This is a genomic window from Pantoea sp. S61, from assembly GCF_016625145.1.
Lineage (GTDB): Bacteria > Pseudomonadota > Gammaproteobacteria > Enterobacterales > Enterobacteriaceae > Pantoea > Pantoea rwandensis_B.
Genome location: NZ_JACVUO010000003.1, coordinates 54,156 through 71,159, shown reverse-complemented (window position 1 = coordinate 71,159; position 17,004 = coordinate 54,156). Strand labels below are relative to the sequence as shown.

19 protein-coding genes are annotated in these 17,004 nt (G+C 52.3%); 5 read left to right on the top strand and 14 right to left on the bottom strand.

Annotated elements, in window-relative coordinates; genetic code table 11:
* Positions 1 to 11 precede the first annotated feature (11 nt).
* Positions 12 to 749: an ABC transporter ATP-binding protein gene (locus IAE30_RS08400; protein ID WP_038650133.1), complete on the top strand. Its 738-nt coding sequence runs from the start codon at positions 12 to 14 to the stop codon at positions 747 to 749.
* 264 nt (positions 750 to 1,013) lie between these two features.
* On the opposite strand, the gene IAE30_RS08395 is transcribed toward IAE30_RS08400, so the two are convergent.
* Positions 1,014 to 1,649, bottom strand: a complete 636-nt coding sequence (locus IAE30_RS08395) for an RpiB/LacA/LacB family sugar-phosphate isomerase (RefSeq protein ID WP_045832032.1) — start codon at positions 1,647 to 1,649, stop codon at positions 1,014 to 1,016.
* A gap of 128 nt (positions 1,650 to 1,777) precedes the next feature.
* On the opposite strand from IAE30_RS08395, the gene IAE30_RS08390 reads away from it, so the two are divergent.
* A complete protein-coding gene (locus tag IAE30_RS08390) occupies positions 1,778 to 2,107 on the top strand; it encodes a cupin domain-containing protein (protein ID WP_038647114.1) in 330 nt (109 codons plus the stop codon).
* A gap of 286 nt (positions 2,108 to 2,393) precedes the next feature.
* On the opposite strand, the gene IAE30_RS08385 is transcribed toward IAE30_RS08390, so the two are convergent.
* From IAE30_RS08385 to IAE30_RS08365, 5 genes are all read right to left on the bottom strand, one after another.
* Positions 2,394 to 2,897, bottom strand: coding sequence for a protein disulfide oxidoreductase (locus IAE30_RS08385; RefSeq protein WP_200538565.1), 504 nt, complete (start codon positions 2,895 to 2,897; stop codon positions 2,394 to 2,396).
* Positions 2,894 to 3,616: a DsbA family protein gene (locus IAE30_RS08380; protein ID WP_200679474.1), complete on the bottom strand. Its 723-nt coding sequence runs from the start codon at positions 3,614 to 3,616 to the stop codon at positions 2,894 to 2,896. Before IAE30_RS08380 ends, IAE30_RS08385 begins: the two co-directional genes overlap by 4 nt.
* On the bottom strand, positions 3,616 to 5,616 hold the full coding sequence (locus tag IAE30_RS08375; protein WP_200679176.1) for a protein-disulfide reductase DsbD: 2,001 nt from the start codon (positions 5,614 to 5,616) through the stop codon (positions 3,616 to 3,618). Before IAE30_RS08375 ends, IAE30_RS08380 begins: the two co-directional genes overlap by 1 nt.
* A gap of 49 nt (positions 5,617 to 5,665) precedes the next feature.
* Positions 5,666 to 6,016: a hypothetical protein gene (locus IAE30_RS08370; protein ID WP_045832029.1), complete on the bottom strand. Its 351-nt coding sequence runs from the start codon at positions 6,014 to 6,016 to the stop codon at positions 5,666 to 5,668.
* Between the two features lie 198 nt (positions 6,017 to 6,214).
* Complete coding sequence (locus tag IAE30_RS08365; RefSeq protein ID WP_200679174.1) at positions 6,215 to 7,009, bottom strand: SDR family NAD(P)-dependent oxidoreductase; 795 nt, start codon at positions 7,007 to 7,009, stop codon at positions 6,215 to 6,217.
* Positions 7,010 to 7,301: 292 nt separating this feature from the next.
* Here IAE30_RS08365 and IAE30_RS08360 point away from each other — a divergent pair, with 292 nt between their 5' ends.
* Positions 7,302 to 8,159 carry an NAD(P)-dependent oxidoreductase gene (locus IAE30_RS08360; protein ID WP_200538567.1) on the top strand — a complete coding sequence of 286 codons (858 nt, stop codon included), beginning with the start codon at positions 7,302 to 7,304 and terminating at the stop codon, positions 8,157 to 8,159.
* Here IAE30_RS08360 and IAE30_RS08355 read toward each other — a convergent pair.
* The 7 genes from IAE30_RS08355 to IAE30_RS08325 form a co-directional block, all read right to left on the bottom strand.
* Positions 8,132 to 8,716, bottom strand: coding sequence for a glucokinase (locus tag IAE30_RS08355; protein ID WP_045814338.1), 585 nt, complete (start codon positions 8,714 to 8,716; stop codon positions 8,132 to 8,134). The two genes, IAE30_RS08360 and IAE30_RS08355, sit on opposite strands and share 28 nt — an antisense overlap.
* Positions 8,713 to 9,150 (bottom strand): PTS sugar transporter subunit IIA, encoded by a 438-nt coding sequence (locus IAE30_RS08350; RefSeq protein WP_038647128.1) that lies wholly within the window; start codon positions 9,148 to 9,150, stop codon positions 8,713 to 8,715. The genes IAE30_RS08355 and IAE30_RS08350 overlap by 4 nt, the downstream gene beginning before the upstream one ends.
* Before the next feature lie 9 nt (positions 9,151 to 9,159).
* A complete protein-coding gene (locus tag IAE30_RS08345) occupies positions 9,160 to 9,429 on the bottom strand; it encodes a hypothetical protein (RefSeq protein ID WP_038647130.1) in 270 nt (89 codons plus the stop codon).
* A 64-nt stretch (positions 9,430 to 9,493) separates the two neighbouring features.
* Complete coding sequence (locus IAE30_RS08340) at positions 9,494 to 10,336, bottom strand: class II fructose-bisphosphate aldolase (RefSeq protein WP_038647132.1); 843 nt, start codon at positions 10,334 to 10,336, stop codon at positions 9,494 to 9,496.
* Complete coding sequence (locus IAE30_RS08335) at positions 10,323 to 11,690, bottom strand: PTS sugar transporter subunit IIC (protein ID WP_034827290.1); 1,368 nt, start codon at positions 11,688 to 11,690, stop codon at positions 10,323 to 10,325. Before IAE30_RS08335 ends, IAE30_RS08340 begins: the two co-directional genes overlap by 14 nt.
* A complete protein-coding gene (locus tag IAE30_RS08330; protein WP_200679172.1) occupies positions 11,683 to 11,997 on the bottom strand; it encodes a PTS sugar transporter subunit IIB in 315 nt (104 codons plus the stop codon). The genes IAE30_RS08335 and IAE30_RS08330 overlap by 8 nt, the downstream gene beginning before the upstream one ends.
* A gap of 10 nt (positions 11,998 to 12,007) precedes the next feature.
* Positions 12,008 to 12,988 carry a 6-phosphofructokinase gene (locus tag IAE30_RS08325; RefSeq protein WP_200538625.1) on the bottom strand — a complete coding sequence of 327 codons (981 nt, stop codon included), beginning with the start codon at positions 12,986 to 12,988 and terminating at the stop codon, positions 12,008 to 12,010.
* 435 nt (positions 12,989 to 13,423) lie between these two features.
* On the opposite strand from IAE30_RS08325, the gene dld reads away from it, so the two are divergent.
* Entirely contained in the window at positions 13,424 to 15,118 is a 1,695-nt protein-coding gene (dld, locus tag IAE30_RS08320; protein WP_200679170.1) for a D-lactate dehydrogenase, read from the top strand.
* Positions 15,119 to 15,217: 99 nt separating this feature from the next.
* Here the strand turns inward: dld and IAE30_RS08315 are convergent, their stop codons facing one another.
* Positions 15,218 to 15,772, bottom strand: a complete 555-nt coding sequence (locus tag IAE30_RS08315) for a YceI family protein (protein WP_234472713.1) — start codon at positions 15,770 to 15,772, stop codon at positions 15,218 to 15,220.
* Between the two features lie 374 nt (positions 15,773 to 16,146).
* Between IAE30_RS08315 and IAE30_RS08310 the strand changes: the two genes are divergently transcribed.
* Positions 16,147 to 16,836 carry a hypothetical protein gene (locus tag IAE30_RS08310; protein ID WP_200679166.1) on the top strand — a complete coding sequence of 230 codons (690 nt, stop codon included), beginning with the start codon at positions 16,147 to 16,149 and terminating at the stop codon, positions 16,834 to 16,836.
* Positions 16,837 to 17,004: the final 168 nt, after the last annotated feature.

Genomic DNA, 17,004 nt, shown 5'->3' with positions numbered 1-17,004 from the left:
GCATGAACGAGATGATCCGTGTGAGTCACCTTAACCTTAGCTTTGGCGAGGACGAGCAGCGCAACCAGGTGCTGTATGACGTCAATTTGTCGGTGCGTGAAGGAGAAATTTTTGGCCTGGTCGGCGAGTCTGGATCGGGGAAAACCACGGTGCTGAAATGTCTTGCCGGGCTGTTTACCCATTGGGACGGCGAGCTCGCGATTGCAGGACGAAAACGGGAGCATCGCATCGACCGTGCCCTCTGCCGCCAGGTGCAGATGGTGTTCCAGGATCCCTATGGCTCGTTGCATCCGCGCCACACCATTGGCGACATCCTGGAAGAGCCTTTGCACATTCACAGTATCGGACAACGTTCGCAACGCGTGATTGCCATGTTGGAAAAGGTAGGACTCAATCGTGCCTGGCAAACCCGCTATCCGCATCAGCTCTCTGGCGGTCAGCGCCAGCGTGTGGCCATAGCCCGTGCGTTGATTCTCGAACCACGTGTGCTATTGCTGGATGAGCCCACCTCCGCGCTCGATGTCTCCGTGCAGGCAGAGATTCTCAACTTGTTAAGCGACTTGCAGCAGCAGGAGAACTTGACCTACATGATGGTGACGCACGATCTGGGCGTCGTGGCGCATCTGTGCCATCGAGTGGCGGTGATGCAGCATGGCAAGCTGTTAGAAACATTAGATGTGGAAACCCTGGTGGGGAATGGTGCGCAGATGCCCTATACGCGAATGCTGGTGGAATCGAGCCGGGCTTAAATAATGGGGCCTGTTAAAGCATCAATTAAGCATGGGGTGATAACGCAGTCTGGTGCCGCAGCAGAGGCGCTGCGGCCCGTACCCTTGCAGATGAAAGAAAACTGCCTTTTTGAAAAAGTCAGTCTGGCCAGATCATAGGCTTAACTCATCGATCTTAAGAACCAAACCCCATCCATAAGATGGCTTGGTTCGATTCTGCAAGGCGCGCATTCAGGCTCACCTGCATACCCAGACAAAATTATCTCGGCTGAACGCAACCCATCGTTACAGCAGGTCACGAACAAAGCGCACGATGTCCTGATTCTGTCCGTGTTCGAACAGACACGCCTGGAAGCGAGCACCGCCAACGGCGGCTTTCACCAGTTCAGGATCCAGTGCGCGCAGTGAATCAAGGTAATCTTCTTTCAGCAACGTGGCTTTCACCTGATTGAGAATGCCCGCATTACGCACCTGCGGTTCTTTACGCTCTGGCGGATAGCCTAAGCCTTTTTCGCCGGTGAAGGCTTTCTCGAAGATAAACCGTAGATTCAATTCGGCTCCCCAACCAAAACCCTTGGCGAAAGGCAGCGACAGCGCATTGCCGTTGTTAATTTGCGCGAACAGATAAGCATCGGCGGGATCGATACAGTAGCCGCACACGACACCGGGATGCAGGTTGAGCGACACCAACGCTCCTTGCCCGGTCCCACAACCTGCGACCACAAAGTCAGCCGCTTTACTGTTCAGCAACAGTCCAGCCATGATGCCGAGGTGAATATAAGTCAGATGATGATCCTGCTCGTCGCTCATGCCGACGTTAAACACCTGATGGCCGAGCGGTTGCGCGACAGTTTGCAGTTCTTTCCATACGGTTGCGTTCTTAGCGGCCTGGCTATTTTCCATCATCAAAGCGATTTTCATGATCCATCCTCATATTAATTTGAAACACCGTTTCATTTTAATCAAGGTGCGCTAAAATGCAGCCCTGAAATGTCCCTTTCGATGTGAGATCTGTCACACATTGATGAAGTCACTGGTGAGGAAAACCGATGTTTATTTATAAAAGCGCGACGACTAAAGAAGACCTCGGCAACGGCGTGACGCGGCGCGTCATGGCCCACGGGGGGCGGATGATGGCGGTCGAAGTGACCTTTGAAAAGGATGCAGTGGGGCCATTGCATCATCACCCCCATGAGCAACTGACCTATGTGTTGGCCGGCCGTTTTGCTTTTACGATTGATGGGGTTACGCAGGAAGTCGGCGCGGGAGACACATTATATAAAGCGCCTAATGTGGTGCACGGTTGCGTCTGTCTGGAGGCGGGTACGCTGCTGGATACCTTCACGCCACAGCGCGAGGATTTTCTCGGGTCGCGGTAGATAGCGGATACACATGCAGGTGCATCCCTGGAGAGTGCATGCGTTCCTGCTGGATTGCCGCTTGCACGTTAAACGATCGGCGTTAGCGCCGTCTGGGGCCGCTCATTAACTTCTGTACGTGATGTCAAAAGGCTACAAATATGGCGGGTAGCTCAGGATGGACAGGATGGCAGCCGCCCCAGTGCGCAAAAAAAACTGCCACTTGGAAAAGTGACAGCTTTACTAAGCAAAAGCCTTATTTGTGCGTCAATACGCTGCTTAGCGCGATCTGACACTCACTTACGCGTTAGTGAAATTTTTCAGCCCACCATAGCCGCAATTTCAGTCCCCAGGCACTGCTCCAACCGGTGGTGGTGCTGACCACTTTGCCGCGCTGTAACACGATAAAGGTCGGCGTCACGTTGATATCCCAGCGTTGACTCACTGCACCGTTTTCATCGTTCACCGCCGGGCCCTGGAGGCCTTTTTTCTCCAGCCAGGTGGCGACACGCTGGTCATCACCCGACCGTAGTGCCACGGTCACCACCTGCGTACCGTTCTGGCTGAGCGCAGCCACCGTGGGCGTGGTGAGTTTGCACACCCCACACCAGGTGGCCCACACATACACCAGCACCGGCTTATCCTGACTTAACGTGGCCAGGTTGACTTCGCCATTGATCGTCGTCAGCGGCTGTTGTGCCAGATCGGCTGGCAGCTGCGGGGCGCGCAGCCAATCCATGCCCCACATTATCGCCGCGGCGATCAGCACCAGCACTGCTGCTTCACGCAGCCAGCGCTTGAGACGCATCATGGTTTCGCCTGCAACGCGCCCTTCACTGCGGCTTCCAGTTGCGCATAAGGCACCGCGCCGCTGATCAGCTCATTGCCCACCAGCGTAGCAGGCGTGCCCTGTACACCTAACTGCTGCGCCAGCGTCAGATTCTCATTGATGGTGTCGAGGCTGGCTTTACTGGGTTCTTTCAGCTTGATACCGGTTTTATCCAGCGCCGCGGCAATGCTCGCTTCGTAGTGGTTGCCCTTTTTCGCCATTAAGCGCTCGTGGAGTTTCAGGAAGTTTTTAGGTTGCTGTTCCCAAACCGTCAATGCCAAACGCGCGGATGTCAAAGAGGTTTCGGCACGATACGGCAGCGGTTTTAATACTACCGCCACCTGTGGATAGGTTTTCAGCAGCTTCTCAATATCCGCATCGAATTTCTTGCAGAACACGCAGTTGTAGTCAGTGAAATACACCAGCGTCAGCGCCGGCTTTTCTGCCCCGATGCGCGGCGAGCCGGCATCATTGAACAGGGCATCGTGGTTTTTCTTCACCATCTGCGCGACAACGCTCTGCTGCTGTTTCGCCGCTTCTTTATCAAAGGCATCAGCTGCTTCGGCCAGAATAGCCGGATTCTGCACCAGCGTTTCACGAATCAGCTGTTTGATGCGTGCCTCTTGTTCAGATGTAAACGGTGCCGCCGCCAGTGCGGGCAGGGTCAGAAACATCAGGGACAGTAACAGGGATTTTTTCATCATTTTTTGGCCTCAGAGAGAGTCGAAATCACCGCTTCACGACTCAGCAGCGGTGACAAAATCTGGCCATGCGGCAGTGCCGGGCCATAAATTTGGTTAAAAGGGATGGCAACGCGATCGCGCTTGCGCAGGAATTCACCGATCGCGGGGTCCGGCTGAGTCCAGTCACCGCGCAGCAGCACCACATCATCGGCTTTCAGCGCGGCGCGCACGTCAGGTTGATTCAGCACCCGGGATTTATTCACCTTGCAGGTAATGCACCAGTCGGCGGTGACATCGACAAACACGCGCTTATCTTGCTCCAGTGCCTGATTGATCGCCGCTTCGGTCAGCGGCTGCCAGTAGAGCGTTTCCTCCTCTGGCTCAATGCGCGTCATCAGGAATACCGCCCCAACCAACGTCAGGGTGATAAACACCACTCCGGCTTGCTGCAGCGCCCGACGCTTAATTAACCAGCCACACAGCACCAGCAGCAATACACCACCCAGCACCATGGCAAAAGATTCACCCCAGTGTGGGATCAGCAGTGTGACCAGCCAGAAAGTGGCGAGCAGCATCAACAGACCAAGCAGGGTACGCAGATGAACCATCCAACGCCCCGGACGAGGCAGGCAGCGCGCCAAACCTGGCAACGCCGCGACCAACAGCCATGGCAGGCTCATGCCGATACCTAATGCGGCAAACAGCAACCACAACTGCGGCAAGGGTGCGGTAAGCGCATAGGCCACTGCGGTTCCAAGAAACGGTGCGCTGCACGGCGTCGCCAGTAACGTGGCAAAAGCCCCCTGACCAAAATGCCCCAGCAGCCCGCTACCGCCCTGCGTTGCCAGTCGGGTGTTAAGACCTGAAGGTAAACGGAAATGCAGCAAATCAAACAGACTGGCAGTGAAGAAGAACATCACCAGCACCATAACCAACAGGAAACCACTGCTCTGGAACTGGATGCCCCAGCCCAACGCCTGGCCACTCAGCCGCAGGCCGGTCATCAACGCCGCGAGTAGCAGGAACGAGAACAGGATTCCGGCGCTGGAGGCAAGAAACTGCTGCCGAGTCTGACGCCGCGATTGGCCTTGTTGCTGCACCAGACCGCTGAGTTTTATTGCCAGCACCGGCAGCACACATGGCATCAGGTTGAGGATCAATCCCCCCAACAGCGCCAGCCATATCACTGACCATAAGGTTTGTGATGTGCTATCGGAAACAAGGGGCTGAGCGCCGATGATCACCGAACTTTGCTGGGCGATACCCGCGTCAACCACCACCAGCGACAACGTTTTACCGCGCAAATCGGGTGCCGCTTCACCCCACTCATCGGTGACCGCAACCCGCGCGCTGAGGATGTCGCCCTTCACCGTGATCTGCGGTGCAGCCAGCATGCTGCCTTGTGGATAGTCGAAGAACAGCTCAGGTTTAGTCCATCCACCCTGACGCTGAGCGCGGATTTGGAGTTCGCCATTGACGTTGCTGACGTCGAGTTGATCGGTCAAACCGCTTTCAGCGGGGATCTGCCCCATCGCCTGGGCGTAATCGCGGGCAAAATCGGGGGCAGCCTGCTGGTCGAGATCCAGAGTGAAGGGGAAATCGGTCAGAATGCAGACATCGCTACAGGTCGAGAGTGTGAGCGTGCCGGCCAGTTTTTTATCTGACACCTCTTCAAGCTCAATCGGCAGCGTGATATTGCCTTTGTAGCCTTGGGTGGTGAGCCCGCTCACGTCAAAGCGAGCAGGCGCAGGCCAATACCATGTGGCCTTGCTGGCGGTCGTTTGCCAGCGAATTTCCGGGGCCACGCCGCCCTCGCCCGGCGAACGCCAGTACGTTTTCCAACCGTTTTCCAGTCGGATATCCAGTAATATTTGCGCATCAGCGCCATGACTCGCGCTGCGTAAGCGTACTTCTGCATGGCTGTTTTGTGCATTACGCAGCCAGCCTGTGTCGGCAGCGTGCACAATACTCGTGCAGCTGACCAACAGGAGCAGCAGGCTCCTGATAAAGAGATTCATTAATTTTTCTCCGGTGAATAACAAGGTTTACGCGATGGACAGCGTGGTGTTATTCCCGGAAGACACAGAAGGTCAGATGCCGCCGCTGTACGGGCGGAAAGAGAGGCTCACGACGATAACCTGATGTGGGTTTAGACGAGAAGAGCGTGGTCAGTAAGGCGATGACCATCAACAGAAACGGCATGACGCTGTCGATAATCGGGGCAGCAGCGTGGAGTGATTTTGCGCTGATGGAACAGATTTTTTCGCCACCGATTTGGTCGTGATCGCTGAACGACGAGGCGCTGATCTGCGCCTGAGAAGCATTGGGCAGATTAAAACTACGCTGGGCGAGACAAAATGCCAGCACCAGACAAAGCAGTGCCAGAATCCATTTTGCGCGTTGTGCTGATTTGGTCATGCCATCGCCCCAGAGTAAAGTGCGGGCATTTTAAGCACATGCAGCAGAAACACCAAGCGTTGCTGTGTAAACTTTTGTCTGGCTCAGGTTCTTCGTGGCGTTGTCGCAGCGAAGTCTATGCGCACCACTCGGCCATCATGGGGCTTAAGAAGCACGTAATACGTTACGCTGCGACACGGACTGGCAATTTACTGTGGATTAAACAATATCATCCACTACTCCGCCATCGACGCGCAGTGCCGCGCCAGAGGTGGCCGAAGCTTGTTGCGAGCACACGTATACCACCATATTTGCCACCTCTTCCACCGTGGCTGCACGCTGAATCACCGAACTCGGACGCTGCGCCATGACAAACTCTTTCGCCAGTACTTCTAGCGTTTTTCCGGTTCGTTTGACTTCGTCTTCCATCATTGCTGCAAAACCATCTGAGATGGTGGGGCCAGGCAGCACGCTGTTAACCGTCACGCCGCTCCCTGCTGCGACTTTCGCCAGCCCACGCGCCAGCGAGAGTTGTGCGGTTTTGGTCACACCGTAATGCACCATATCCGCGGGGATGTTGCGCGCCGATTCAGAAGAGATAAACACCACGCGCCCCCAACCGCGTTTCACCATCTCCGGCAGCAAAGCGCGGGATAGTCGCACACCCGACATCACGTTGGTCTGCCAGTAAGCTTCCCAGGTGTCGTCATCGGTGGCGTAGAAGTCTTGCGGGCCGAAAATTCCGGCGTTGTTGACCAGAATATCAATGGGCGGCAATCCGTTCAGCAATTGCTTTACGCCCTGTGCGCTGCCGAGATCGGCAATAAAAGTATGAATTTTGGCGCCAACCACCAATCCATTCAGCTTCTCACGTGCCCGGCTCACCGAGTCTTCACTGCGCCCATTAAGCACCACTTCGGCACCGCTCTCAGCCAATCCCTGAGCGATGGCGAAGCCAATGCCGCCCGTTGAAGCAGTGACTAATGCGGTTTTACCGTGCAAATCAATGTTCATAGAGTCTCCTTGATGGATGGGCTATATCATGCAAAACATTCAACAAGCCTGGTTGAGCGTGTGAAATATGCCTTGTCAAATCATGCGGTTATTATCACGGCTGTGAATTAGCACAAGCGTGTCTGGCCTGCTTTCTGCCCCGCCAAATCACCCGCTGCGCCACCGCCAGCAGCAATAACCGTGCCGGACAAAACCGCTGCAGGTGGACGGTTGTATTTGCTTGCACTTCCCTAAGCACAATCTCTTCAGCGCGATCCATACTGACAACTTGATGCCTAAAGGAGTGACCGTAATGAAGACGATTGCTATCGCCGCACCGGGCGCTATGGGCGCAGCCATCGGTGCTGTACTTGCCCGGCATGGGGCGCGGGTGATTGCTCCGCTGAGCGAACGCTCAGCCCAGTCACAACAGCGTGCCCAACAGGCCAATATCACCAACTGCAGCGCACAGGCGCTTTGTGAGGCCGATATGATTCTGTCGATTCTGCCGCCCGAATCGGCACTCAGCTGGGCACAACAGATGGCTCCGCTTTTACAAGCCGCCGCGCACAAACCGTTGTATGTGGATTGCAACGCCATCAGTCCGGAGACGCTCAAACGAGTGGTTCAGGTGATTGAAAGCACCGGTACCCCTTTTGCCGATGCGGCGATAATTGGCTTGCCGCCTGGCGAGCAGAATCCTTCCGGACCGCGTTTCTGGTTTGCAGGGCCACATGCCGAAAAACTGGCGCAGTTAAGTGATTATGGGTTACGGGTGCGGGTGATGGGGGCTGAGAACGGCGCCGCCTCGGCATTGAAGATGGCTTATGCCGGGATTAATAAAGGCATCACTCTGCTGACCTCGGCGATGCTGATCAATGCCAGCCGAGTGGGTGCCGCCGATGCACTGCGTGAAGAGATGCAGGAGAGCCAGCAGGCGTTACTGAAGCGAATGGAAAAAGCCGCCCCGGATATGCTGCCAAAAGCCTGGCGCTGGGCGGCGGAGATGGATGAGATTGCCACGCTTAATCAGGGCGAACTGGCCACCGATCAACTCTATCGGGCCTTAGGGGAAATCTGCCGCCAGCTGGCTGACGATCGCCAACACGATCAACAGTTCAGCGCCTTACTGGCGGACTTCTTTCAACCTGATGCAGACAAAGCGGGCTGAGCACTCACCGGCAGCCGCAGCTGACGTTGCAACCAGGCACTCGCCGCCGCTTCATCCGGATCGGCGGCATTGAGTTGCAACACCGGCCCGAGCGCCATCGGCTGCGCCGTTTCCGCCAGCTTACGTAGCTCAGGCAGATACTCGGCACCTGGATGACCCGGCATGCGATCGGTCAGTCGTGACTGATAACGCGCTACCGCTTCGTCAGGGGTGATCGCCAGCCACAGCTCCAGCACCCGAGTGATACCCGCCTGCTCTAATCCTTGCTGCAAGACTTCTTTTGGCTGGAAGCCGAACCAGGCGTCAATCAGGTATACGCAGCAGGTGGGAGCTTGCCCGACCACCTTCCAGATTGCCTGATAAGCCGCACAACCCAACTGACGGTTACGCAGGCGATCCACCGGCGCGAAACTGGCCATAAAAGGTTCTTTGAGGCTGTCCAGCGTCAGTACCGGAAAACCAAACCGTTCCGCCATAGCCCGTGTCAGGGTGCTTTTCCCCGACGCGGGAATGCCGTTGACCAGCACCACCATCTTTTCTTCAGTGTGAGAAGTCATAGGATTTCTATCACCTCCGCCACACTGCTGGCCTGACGTAACCGCACCAGCGTCTCTTCATCTTCCAATAGTGAGACAATCGCGCGAATGCCCTCTTCGATGTGTGCATTGCTGTCACGCGCGCCGAACATGATGACGATATCGGCTTTGTCACTCCCCTCAAAAGAGATCGGCTCATCCAGCACAATCATGCTGAAGCAATCTTTCAGCACGCCCGTTTCCGGACGCGCATGCGGAATGGCTATCCCTTCCTCAAACACATAATAAGCGCCGTGCGTCAGAGTATTGGCTATCACCGCCTCCGGATAGGAATCCTTCACATATCCACCGCTAACCAACGGTTGTGCAGCCAGCGCGATCACTTCGCGCCAGTCCGTGGCGCTGATCCCCACCTGAATCGCATTCGCTTCTTGCAGCAGTCGCTTAATACTCATACTGCCTCCTTAAATTGATTTGCGGATGGTATTACGCAGTTCATCAATTTTAACGAACAGCGGATCAATTTCCTGACGAAAACGGCGGCTTTTCGCAAAGATATTTAATGCACGATTATATTCCAGCATTAATTGTTTCTGCGCATCGACCGCTTGCGGATTAATAGCGAGCTGTTGTTCCAGCTCGCTAATTTTTCCACTGATGGTTTCTGCCTGAAGATCTATTTCTTGTGAATCCTGACTCTTATTATCCGAGCCCTTTTTCAAGAATCCAAACATAGCGTCTCCTGCCCCGAATGGCGCCAGGGCAACTCAGGTTTATTACGTCATGAGTGAGTCGTACTTAACGGAACAGTGAAATCTTTTCTACCAGCACATTGGTGACGGCATCATTAGCGGGCACCAGGAAGTTGCGTACGCTGTCATTCACTTTACCTTTTTCAAACGTCTGCTTGCAGTTTGCCACCCACTGCACATTCATTTCCGTGCCGACGTTCACTTTTTCGATACCGCTGCGCACGGCCAGACGCATATCGTCATCGCTTACGCCGGTGCCGCCATGCAGTACCAGAGGCGTTTTGGTGGCATCCGTGATATCCGCCAGACGCTGATGCTGAATGTGTGCCTTACCGGTATACAATCCGTGTACGGTGCCGATGGAGATGGCCAGCATATCCACGCCGGTTTCTTCGACGAAGCGTTTGGCATCATCTACGGTGGTGAAGGAAGCATCGTTCATTTCGACTTCTTTACCGTCTTCTGAGCCGCCAATCGCACCCAGTTCCGCTTCTACTGAGACGTGCAACGGGCGCGCCATATCAATCACGCGACGCGTATTGGCAATATTCTCTTCAATCGATAAATGCGAGCCGTCATACATAATGGAACTGAATCCTGCATCCAGTGCCGTTTGAATCGCATCGAGATCTGAACAGTGATCGAGATGCAGGCACGTTGGCACATTACGGCTTTCAGATAACGAGCGAATCGCATCCACTAATAATTTATGTCCCAGATATTTCGCCGTGCCGGTTGAGATCTGAATCATTAATGGACTGTTGGTTTTCTCTGCTGCTTTAAAAAAGGCCGGTAACATTTCCAGGCAGTGCAAATTAAAGGAACCAAGCGCTTTAAATTCACGTTGTTTAGCCACCTGTAACAGATCGGTAAAGTTATAAAGTTTCATGAAGCTTTTCCTCGTGGGATTTAGGGGATTTTCCGTTAACAAACCAGGCGATCAGAGTGATAAAGACAATAAAGAGTGCGACGAACAACCAGTTGCCCTGGAACGCATGGCCCAAAACCAATCCGGTACTGATGACGTCAGAGTCACTGAAGGTCACACCGGTGAAGCCGTAGCTTTCGAGCATTGGCACCAATATGGCCGGCAGGAAAGTGATGAACAGGCCATGAACAAAACCGCCAATCATCGCTCCACGACGTCCACCCAGCGCATTACCGAATACACCTGCGGTGCCACCGGCAAAGAAGTTGGTGAGCAGGCCAGGCAGAATCATCGCCAGACCGAACATGGGGAACACCAGCATACCGACCACGGAACCCAGAGTTGTCGCCAGGAAGCCGACGATCACGGCATTCGGTGCGTAAGGGAACATCACCGGACAGTCGAGCGCGGGTTTTGCATCTGGCACCAGGCGCATCGCAATGCCACGGAACGCTGGCACCAACTCGTTGAGCAGTAAACGCACGCCGCTATACAGCACGAACACGCCGGCGACGAACTGAATCGACTGCATGAAGGCATACATCAGATAGTTCATGCCGTTGCTGTACTGGCCGATAAATTCTGGTCCTGCTGCCACTGCCGGGATCAGGTACATCGGTACCATCACCACTGCCATCGACAGATAGGTGTCCTGCAGGAACTTGAAGTTGTCTGGCAGCTTGAGATCTTCCGTTGAGCGCGAGCCTTTACCGACCACCTTCGCCACTGCCGCCGTCAGCAGATAGCCGATGGTGCAGAAGTGTCCCAGTGCCACGTCATCAGAGTCTGTGATTCGGCGCACCACCGGCTGAGCCAGCGCTGGCATCACGACCGCCATAATGCCGCCGAAGATGCCGCCTGTTAGGATCAGCGGTAAACCCGTCAGCCCGGCTTTATAGCCGATCACCGCTCCGATGGTTGCCATCCACAGCAGCGCCTGGCCGGTGAGGAAGATGTATTTGAACGGCGTCAGACGCGCGATGATGATGTTGACGATAAAGATCACCAACAATGTCAGCGCTACTTCTGATCCCAACTCGCGGCTTGCTAATCCGGCAATGGCGGCCACATCGGTGATATAGCCCTTCATACCAAAACCGTGGGTGAAGATGGTATTCAGGAAGGTCAGCGTACCGACTATGATATTGATACCCGCCATCATGATTAAAAAGCCCAGCAGGGTTTTAAAGGTGCCTTCCACCACCTTACCTGCGGATTTTTTCTGCAGTAGCAGACCAATCAGAGCAATAAAGGCGATCAGAATTGATGCCTGCCCTAATAAGTCTTTTACCAGGAAGTTGATCACACTATTCATAGTTAGCAACCTTCAGATTACGTTCTTTCATAAACGCCACGATTTTTTCCTCAATTTCAGCTTTATCGGTCAGCTTGTTGAGAATAATCACCCGTTTAATTTGTTCCGGGCTGGCATCCGCGTTAAGGACATCCGCAAATGCTTTTTGAGTGAGAATCATATCGGATTTAAAAGCATTGGCTTCTGAAATAGTGGTGTGATCAATATCCGCTTCAATTTCGAGTTTCTTTAATACGGATTTGGCACTCATTTCGATGGCGAAACTAGAACCCAGACCACATCCACAGACACATAATATTTTCAGCATGGCGTTTTCCTCACAGAATATGCAGTTGTTTAGCGAGTTTGTAATGATGCCCTTCGGTATCAACCAGGCGTTTTTTCATGCTTATAAGATCAATCGGTATCGGTCGATTACTGCCATTAATAATCACCGCTTTGTTGCGCATCCCCGACTGAATACAGCGCGCAACTTCACTGGCCATAATGGTGCCTTGATAAATCTCTTCACAGGTCGGGTCACCACTACGCAAGCCATAACCGATAATAGTTTTACGAATTCGTACCCCTATCAGCGGCTCAATCTGTTTAATTAAGGTATCAATCGCGCCCTGAAAGCCCGGTGAATATTCACGCGTGTAACCTTCAGAGCAGAGAATCACCACGCTGTTCTGAGCGGCAAGCCGCTGCGTGATGCGTTCTGCCAGTTCTTGCGCCGGGATCTGGCACTCCGGAATCAGCGCGAAATCAGCATTGGATTTGATCGCCGATTGCAGCGTCAGTTCGCCACAATAGCCGCCGAGCAACTCAACCATAAATACACGACCGGTTAACGCGCGGCCGGTATTTCTTAATTTCGATACTTCTTTTAAGACTTGCTCACAAGCGGTAGAGAAACCAATGGTGTAGTCACTGCCAAAAACATCATTATCAATGGTCATGCCTACACCAAAGCAATTCACGCCGAATTCGCTTAATGTATGTAAAAACTGTAATGAGCCATCACCCCCGGCCATAATTAATACATCGATGCGTAGCGATTTGAGTTGTTTGGCGATCACCTCATACTCAGGGCGAATTAATTTTCGCGTGGTTCGTCCCGATTGCATCACGGGAATTGAAGTGATGGCATAATCCACCAGATCGCGCTGCGACATTTCCTGATGGCGATTTTCTAATAAACCGGGAATGCCGCCATTAAATAACACCATATCCGCCTTCGTCATACGTGATATCTGAAACACAAAGTTATTTATTCCGGTAACATCGCCACCGCTTATCACTATGCCAATTCTCATTGTCATCACTCCGTATGCTGCGCGTCTGACATTCATTCTTCCGGTGAACGGCTTTTCTATTTGCAACGAAGATCACATTTTTGCCATGAATTTCATTCCTCGTAACGTTGACAAGCATTAATAAGCGCTGTTTTTTGTGATATTAATCACATTGCGAATTTTGGCCATCATTTAATAAAACCAATAAAATCATTTGGTTATATTTATTTAATCGTAGAATACGCACCGAACCTGCCATCGCCTTTTCATCTGAATTTCTTTCGATCTGAATTGTGATTGCCCACGCATTTTTATCAGTTCGCCGACTTTTCTCCATGAAGGATAAAGGGATAATGATTCAGTGCGTTATTTGTTGATCAGTACCGATGAATGATTGACGTCACGTTTATCTGGCTGTCCAATATCGCAGCAAATAAATGACGAAGAAGAGAAAACATGACCAACTCGCAGGAGATGTTGCGTCAGCTCGCTGGCATAGTGGGCGGCAAACAGGTATTGACCCATGCCGATGATAAAGCCTGGTACACCAAGGGATTTCGTGTCGGTCGCGGTGAGGCACTGGCAGTGATATTGCCGCAAAACTTGCTGCAACTGTGGCAAAGCCTAAAGGTATGCGTGGCACAGGACGTCATTATTTTGATGCAAGCCTCGAATACTGGCGTGACCGGCGGGTCAACCCCGGATGGCAATGATTATGACCGCGACGTGGTGATCATCAGCACCCGCCAGCTCAAGGGCGTACAGGTCATCGATCAAGCGCGACAGGTCATCGCCTTCCCCGGTAGCACCCTGACCGAACTGGAGCACACGCTGCAACCGTTGGGACGCGAACCGCATTCGGTGATTGGTTCCAGCTGCATTGGCGCTTCTGTCGTGGGAGGCATCTGTAACAACTCGGGCGGTTCACTGATTCGCCGGGGCCCCGCCTTTACTGAAAAATCACTGTTTGCCCGTATCCATGATGATGGGCGCTTAGAGATGGTCAATCACCTTGGTATCGATTTGGGTGATACGCCGGAGGCGATGCTGAAGAGTCTGACTGAACAACAGTATCAGACCGGCGACCAGGCCGATTGGGACGGCAAAATCTGGGCTGAAGATTACGCCGACCGTCTGCGGGATGTCCGCGCTGATTCCCCTGCGCGCTTCAATGGTGACCTACGTTATCTGCACGACAGTTCCGGCAGTGCAGGAAAAGTGGTGGTGTTTGCTGTGCGGCTGCCCACCTTTGAAGCGAGCGCGGGGAGCGACACCTTTTATGTCGGCACCCATGATGAGAGTGTTTTGGTGGCGTTACGCCGTTTTCTCCTCACCGAAATGAGCGAACTGCCACTGCAGGCAGAGTACATTCATCGCAACGCGTTCGATTTAACCGTGCGATACGCCAAACATATGTATCTGGCGATCCGTAAATTCGGTCCCCAGGCCATTCCTAAGATGATGGGCAATAAAGCGAAATGGGATGTCCGTGTCAGTCATCTGCCGTTCCTGCCACGCAATTTTGTTGATCGGGCGCTGCAATGCTTTAACCAGCTCACACCCAGCTTTATTGCCCCGCGCATCATGGCTTATCGCGACGAATATCAACATCATCTAATGATCAAAGTCGATGCGCAGCAGACCAACGAATTGCAGACGTTGTTGCAGCAATTTTTTGCCGGACATCCCGGCGGCTTTTTCCATTGTGATGCCCGCGAAGGCGCAGATGCATTCCTGGTGCGTTTTGGCGTAGGCGGGTGCACCATCTCTTATTGTGATGCGCTGGGTTATAACCCGAACGAAAGGCTGGTGGCCTTCGACGTGGCGTTGCGCCGCAATGACGATGCCTGGCGCTTAACCTTGCCGGATCACTTAGCGGCACAGGTGCAGGTCGATTCCTGCTGCGGGCACTTTTTCTGTTATGTGAATCATCAGGATTATGTGCTGAAGGAAGGGGTGGATGCGAAGGCGTTTAAAGAAGCGGTCAAAGTCTATCTTGAACAGCGTGTTGCGAAGTACCCGGCTGAGCATAATGTGGGACATCTCTATCAGGCATCGTGCGAGCATGTGGCGCACTGGAAGCAACTGGATCCGACTAACAGCTGCAACCCTGGCGTGGGAAAAACCAGTAAGAAGAAGTATTGGGCGTAAAGGCAGATCCAAAGAGCGCCTCATTTTTAGCTGAAACGCATCCTGACGCTGGTGCAGGGTCAGGATGCGTCACCTTGCTTGGCTGGTATGCCGTGCGAATTACTTCGCGTATGCCTCGGTAGAAAGGGTCAGCGTCACATCATCGCTCACGGCTGGAACGTACTTATCCAGCTTAAAGTCCGAACGTTTAATCACGCCCGTAGCGTCAAAACCAATCGCCTGCTTCTTCACCATCGGGTGCATGCCCTGTTGATTCAGCGTCGCGTGTAGCGTGATCGGCTTAGTGATGCCTTTCAGCGTCAAATTGCCTTCCACATCAAACTTATTGTCGCCCTTCGCCACCACTTTGGTGCTGTGGAACACAGCTGAAGGATATTTAGCTGTATTGAAATATTCCGCACCATGGAACTCTTTGGTCAGCGCGGGCACATGCGTATCAATCTGGGAAACCGGCAGCGTTACATCGACGCGCGATTGCTCTGGATGATCCTTATCGAACACCAGCGAACCTTTGCTGTTCGGGATGTCGGCCGTTGGATGGGAGAAACCGAAGTGCGTCCAGGTCATGATAACCGAGGTATGCGCGGGGTCGAGGTCATAATGCATCGCCGCAGCCTGAGAAATAGGTGCATACAAAGCAGCGGCTGCCAGCATTGGCAGGACTAAACGGGTAACGTTTTTCACTCAGAGTTCCTTTTAGATCGGGAGAATCTATTGAGTGTCTCGAAATCCCGGGCTGAGGAATAGTGAAGAGATTTGCCCGTGACCTTCAAATATATTCAAAAATATCAGTAGGTAATGGTTTAGTGTGGTGAAAGTTTTTTAGACTGATAGTATTCATAGCCTGTTAACTATGACATCTGTCATAGCAGAAATAAGCTGTGGGATTGCGCACACAACACCGCAGTATTTGATTGGCGATTCATTCAAGTAGTGTTCAATTAAAAATAGCGGCCTGCCCCGTATTTTGCTATGTTCTCGTTTATATACCTACAATCTGTAATGGAATTATTGATAAGGAAATCAACTTGCACAACGACTACATCATTTCTCAAATCGAGTCAGACAGGTCTCTAGCTCTGCGCTTAGAGAACGCCGTCAAAGGTGTAAGTGAAAATCTTGCAAAACAAATGAGCCAGATTGGCTCTGGTGTGACCCGACTCAGCTGGTATACGTCATGTTTAACTGATAACTATCTCGACGTGTGCTTTAAATTAAAGGACGAAGATGTTAGATTTTTACTCGGCCTACGGGAAATTTACAAAAGGCAGAGCATTGCAGTAGATATAATACAAATATATGTGGAGCATGAAATAAAAAACCTTAACTCTCATGGTAGAGATAAAATAATTAAAGAGTTAAGTGGGTATGGTAGTCGAATAGCATCCAACTTTGGCTTGAGCAATGGGTTTTCCCTGTCTATTGCAATAGCTGTAACTCGTGGGTTAAATATTTCTGCATTTCATGCCGGGAGATGGGTGGCTATTCCTGTATCGGCAGCAGGGCTTTATGGTGTTGTTCAGGATGCTGCAGAATCAGCTGGAAGATTGAAAATCTTAAACCCTTTATTTTATCATGTTCTTTATACTGAAAAATTAGAAATGATGTACTTTATAGTGGAACCGGTTCTTGGTCATGTCATTAAAGATTCCTTTTTCGAAGAAGATAGAGTAATAAAAAATATAAAAGATCTCCTCGCAATATCAGGAGTTCAATAAGACAATGAAAATACTAAAGAAGTTACTAAATGACATTCTATGGATGCAAGTTTATATTGTCATCCCTGTTATAGTTTTGGCTTGCATTGCAGCATTTACATATGACCGGTGGCCTGAAAAAACTTGGGGGACGTTAGCTATAAGTGCATTTATACTGTATGGAATATT

What these genes read in the sequence shown, in the direction of transcription:
- IAE30_RS08375 (WP_200679176.1), bottom strand. Translation starts at nt 5,616, where the DNA reads ATGAATCTCTTTATCAGGAGCCTGCTGCTCCTGTTGGTCAGCTGCACG.
- IAE30_RS08365 (WP_200679174.1), bottom strand. Translation starts at nt 7,009, where the DNA reads ATGAACATTGATTTGCACGGTAAAACCGCATTAGTCACTGCTTCAACG.
- IAE30_RS08390 (WP_038647114.1), top strand. Translation starts at nt 1,778, where the DNA reads ATGTTTATTTATAAAAGCGCGACGACTAAAGAAGACCTCGGCAACGGC.
- dld (WP_200679170.1), top strand. Translation starts at nt 13,424, where the DNA reads ATGACCAACTCGCAGGAGATGTTGCGTCAGCTCGCTGGCATAGTGGGC.
- IAE30_RS08325 (WP_200538625.1), bottom strand. Translation starts at nt 12,988, where the DNA reads ATGAGAATTGGCATAGTGATAAGCGGTGGCGATGTTACCGGAATAAAT.
- IAE30_RS08395 (WP_045832032.1), bottom strand. Translation starts at nt 1,649, where the DNA reads ATGAAAATCGCTTTGATGATGGAAAATAGCCAGGCCGCTAAGAACGCA.
- IAE30_RS08385 (WP_200538565.1), bottom strand. Translation starts at nt 2,897, where the DNA reads ATGATGCGTCTCAAGCGCTGGCTGCGTGAAGCAGCAGTGCTGGTGCTG.
- IAE30_RS08350 (WP_038647128.1), bottom strand. Translation starts at nt 9,150, where the DNA reads ATGAGTATTAAGCGACTGCTGCAAGAAGCGAATGCGATTCAGGTGGGG.
- IAE30_RS08330 (WP_200679172.1), bottom strand. Translation starts at nt 11,997, where the DNA reads ATGCTGAAAATATTATGTGTCTGTGGATGTGGTCTGGGTTCTAGTTTC.
- IAE30_RS08360 (WP_200538567.1), top strand. Translation starts at nt 7,302, where the DNA reads ATGAAGACGATTGCTATCGCCGCACCGGGCGCTATGGGCGCAGCCATC.
- IAE30_RS08335 (WP_034827290.1), bottom strand. Translation starts at nt 11,690, where the DNA reads ATGAATAGTGTGATCAACTTCCTGGTAAAAGACTTATTAGGGCAGGCA.
- IAE30_RS08400 (WP_038650133.1), top strand. Translation starts at nt 12, where the DNA reads ATGATCCGTGTGAGTCACCTTAACCTTAGCTTTGGCGAGGACGAGCAG.
- IAE30_RS08345 (WP_038647130.1), bottom strand. Translation starts at nt 9,429, where the DNA reads ATGTTTGGATTCTTGAAAAAGGGCTCGGATAATAAGAGTCAGGATTCA.
- IAE30_RS08370 (WP_045832029.1), bottom strand. Translation starts at nt 6,016, where the DNA reads ATGACCAAATCAGCACAACGCGCAAAATGGATTCTGGCACTGCTTTGT.
- IAE30_RS08340 (WP_038647132.1), bottom strand. Translation starts at nt 10,336, where the DNA reads ATGAAACTTTATAACTTTACCGATCTGTTACAGGTGGCTAAACAACGT.
- IAE30_RS08355 (WP_045814338.1), bottom strand. Translation starts at nt 8,716, where the DNA reads ATGACTTCTCACACTGAAGAAAAGATGGTGGTGCTGGTCAACGGCATT.
- IAE30_RS08315 (WP_234472713.1), bottom strand. Translation starts at nt 15,772, where the DNA reads ATGCTGGCAGCCGCTGCTTTGTATGCACCTATTTCTCAGGCTGCGGCG.
- IAE30_RS08380 (WP_200679474.1), bottom strand. Translation starts at nt 3,616, where the DNA reads ATGAAAAAATCCCTGTTACTGTCCCTGATGTTTCTGACCCTGCCCGCA.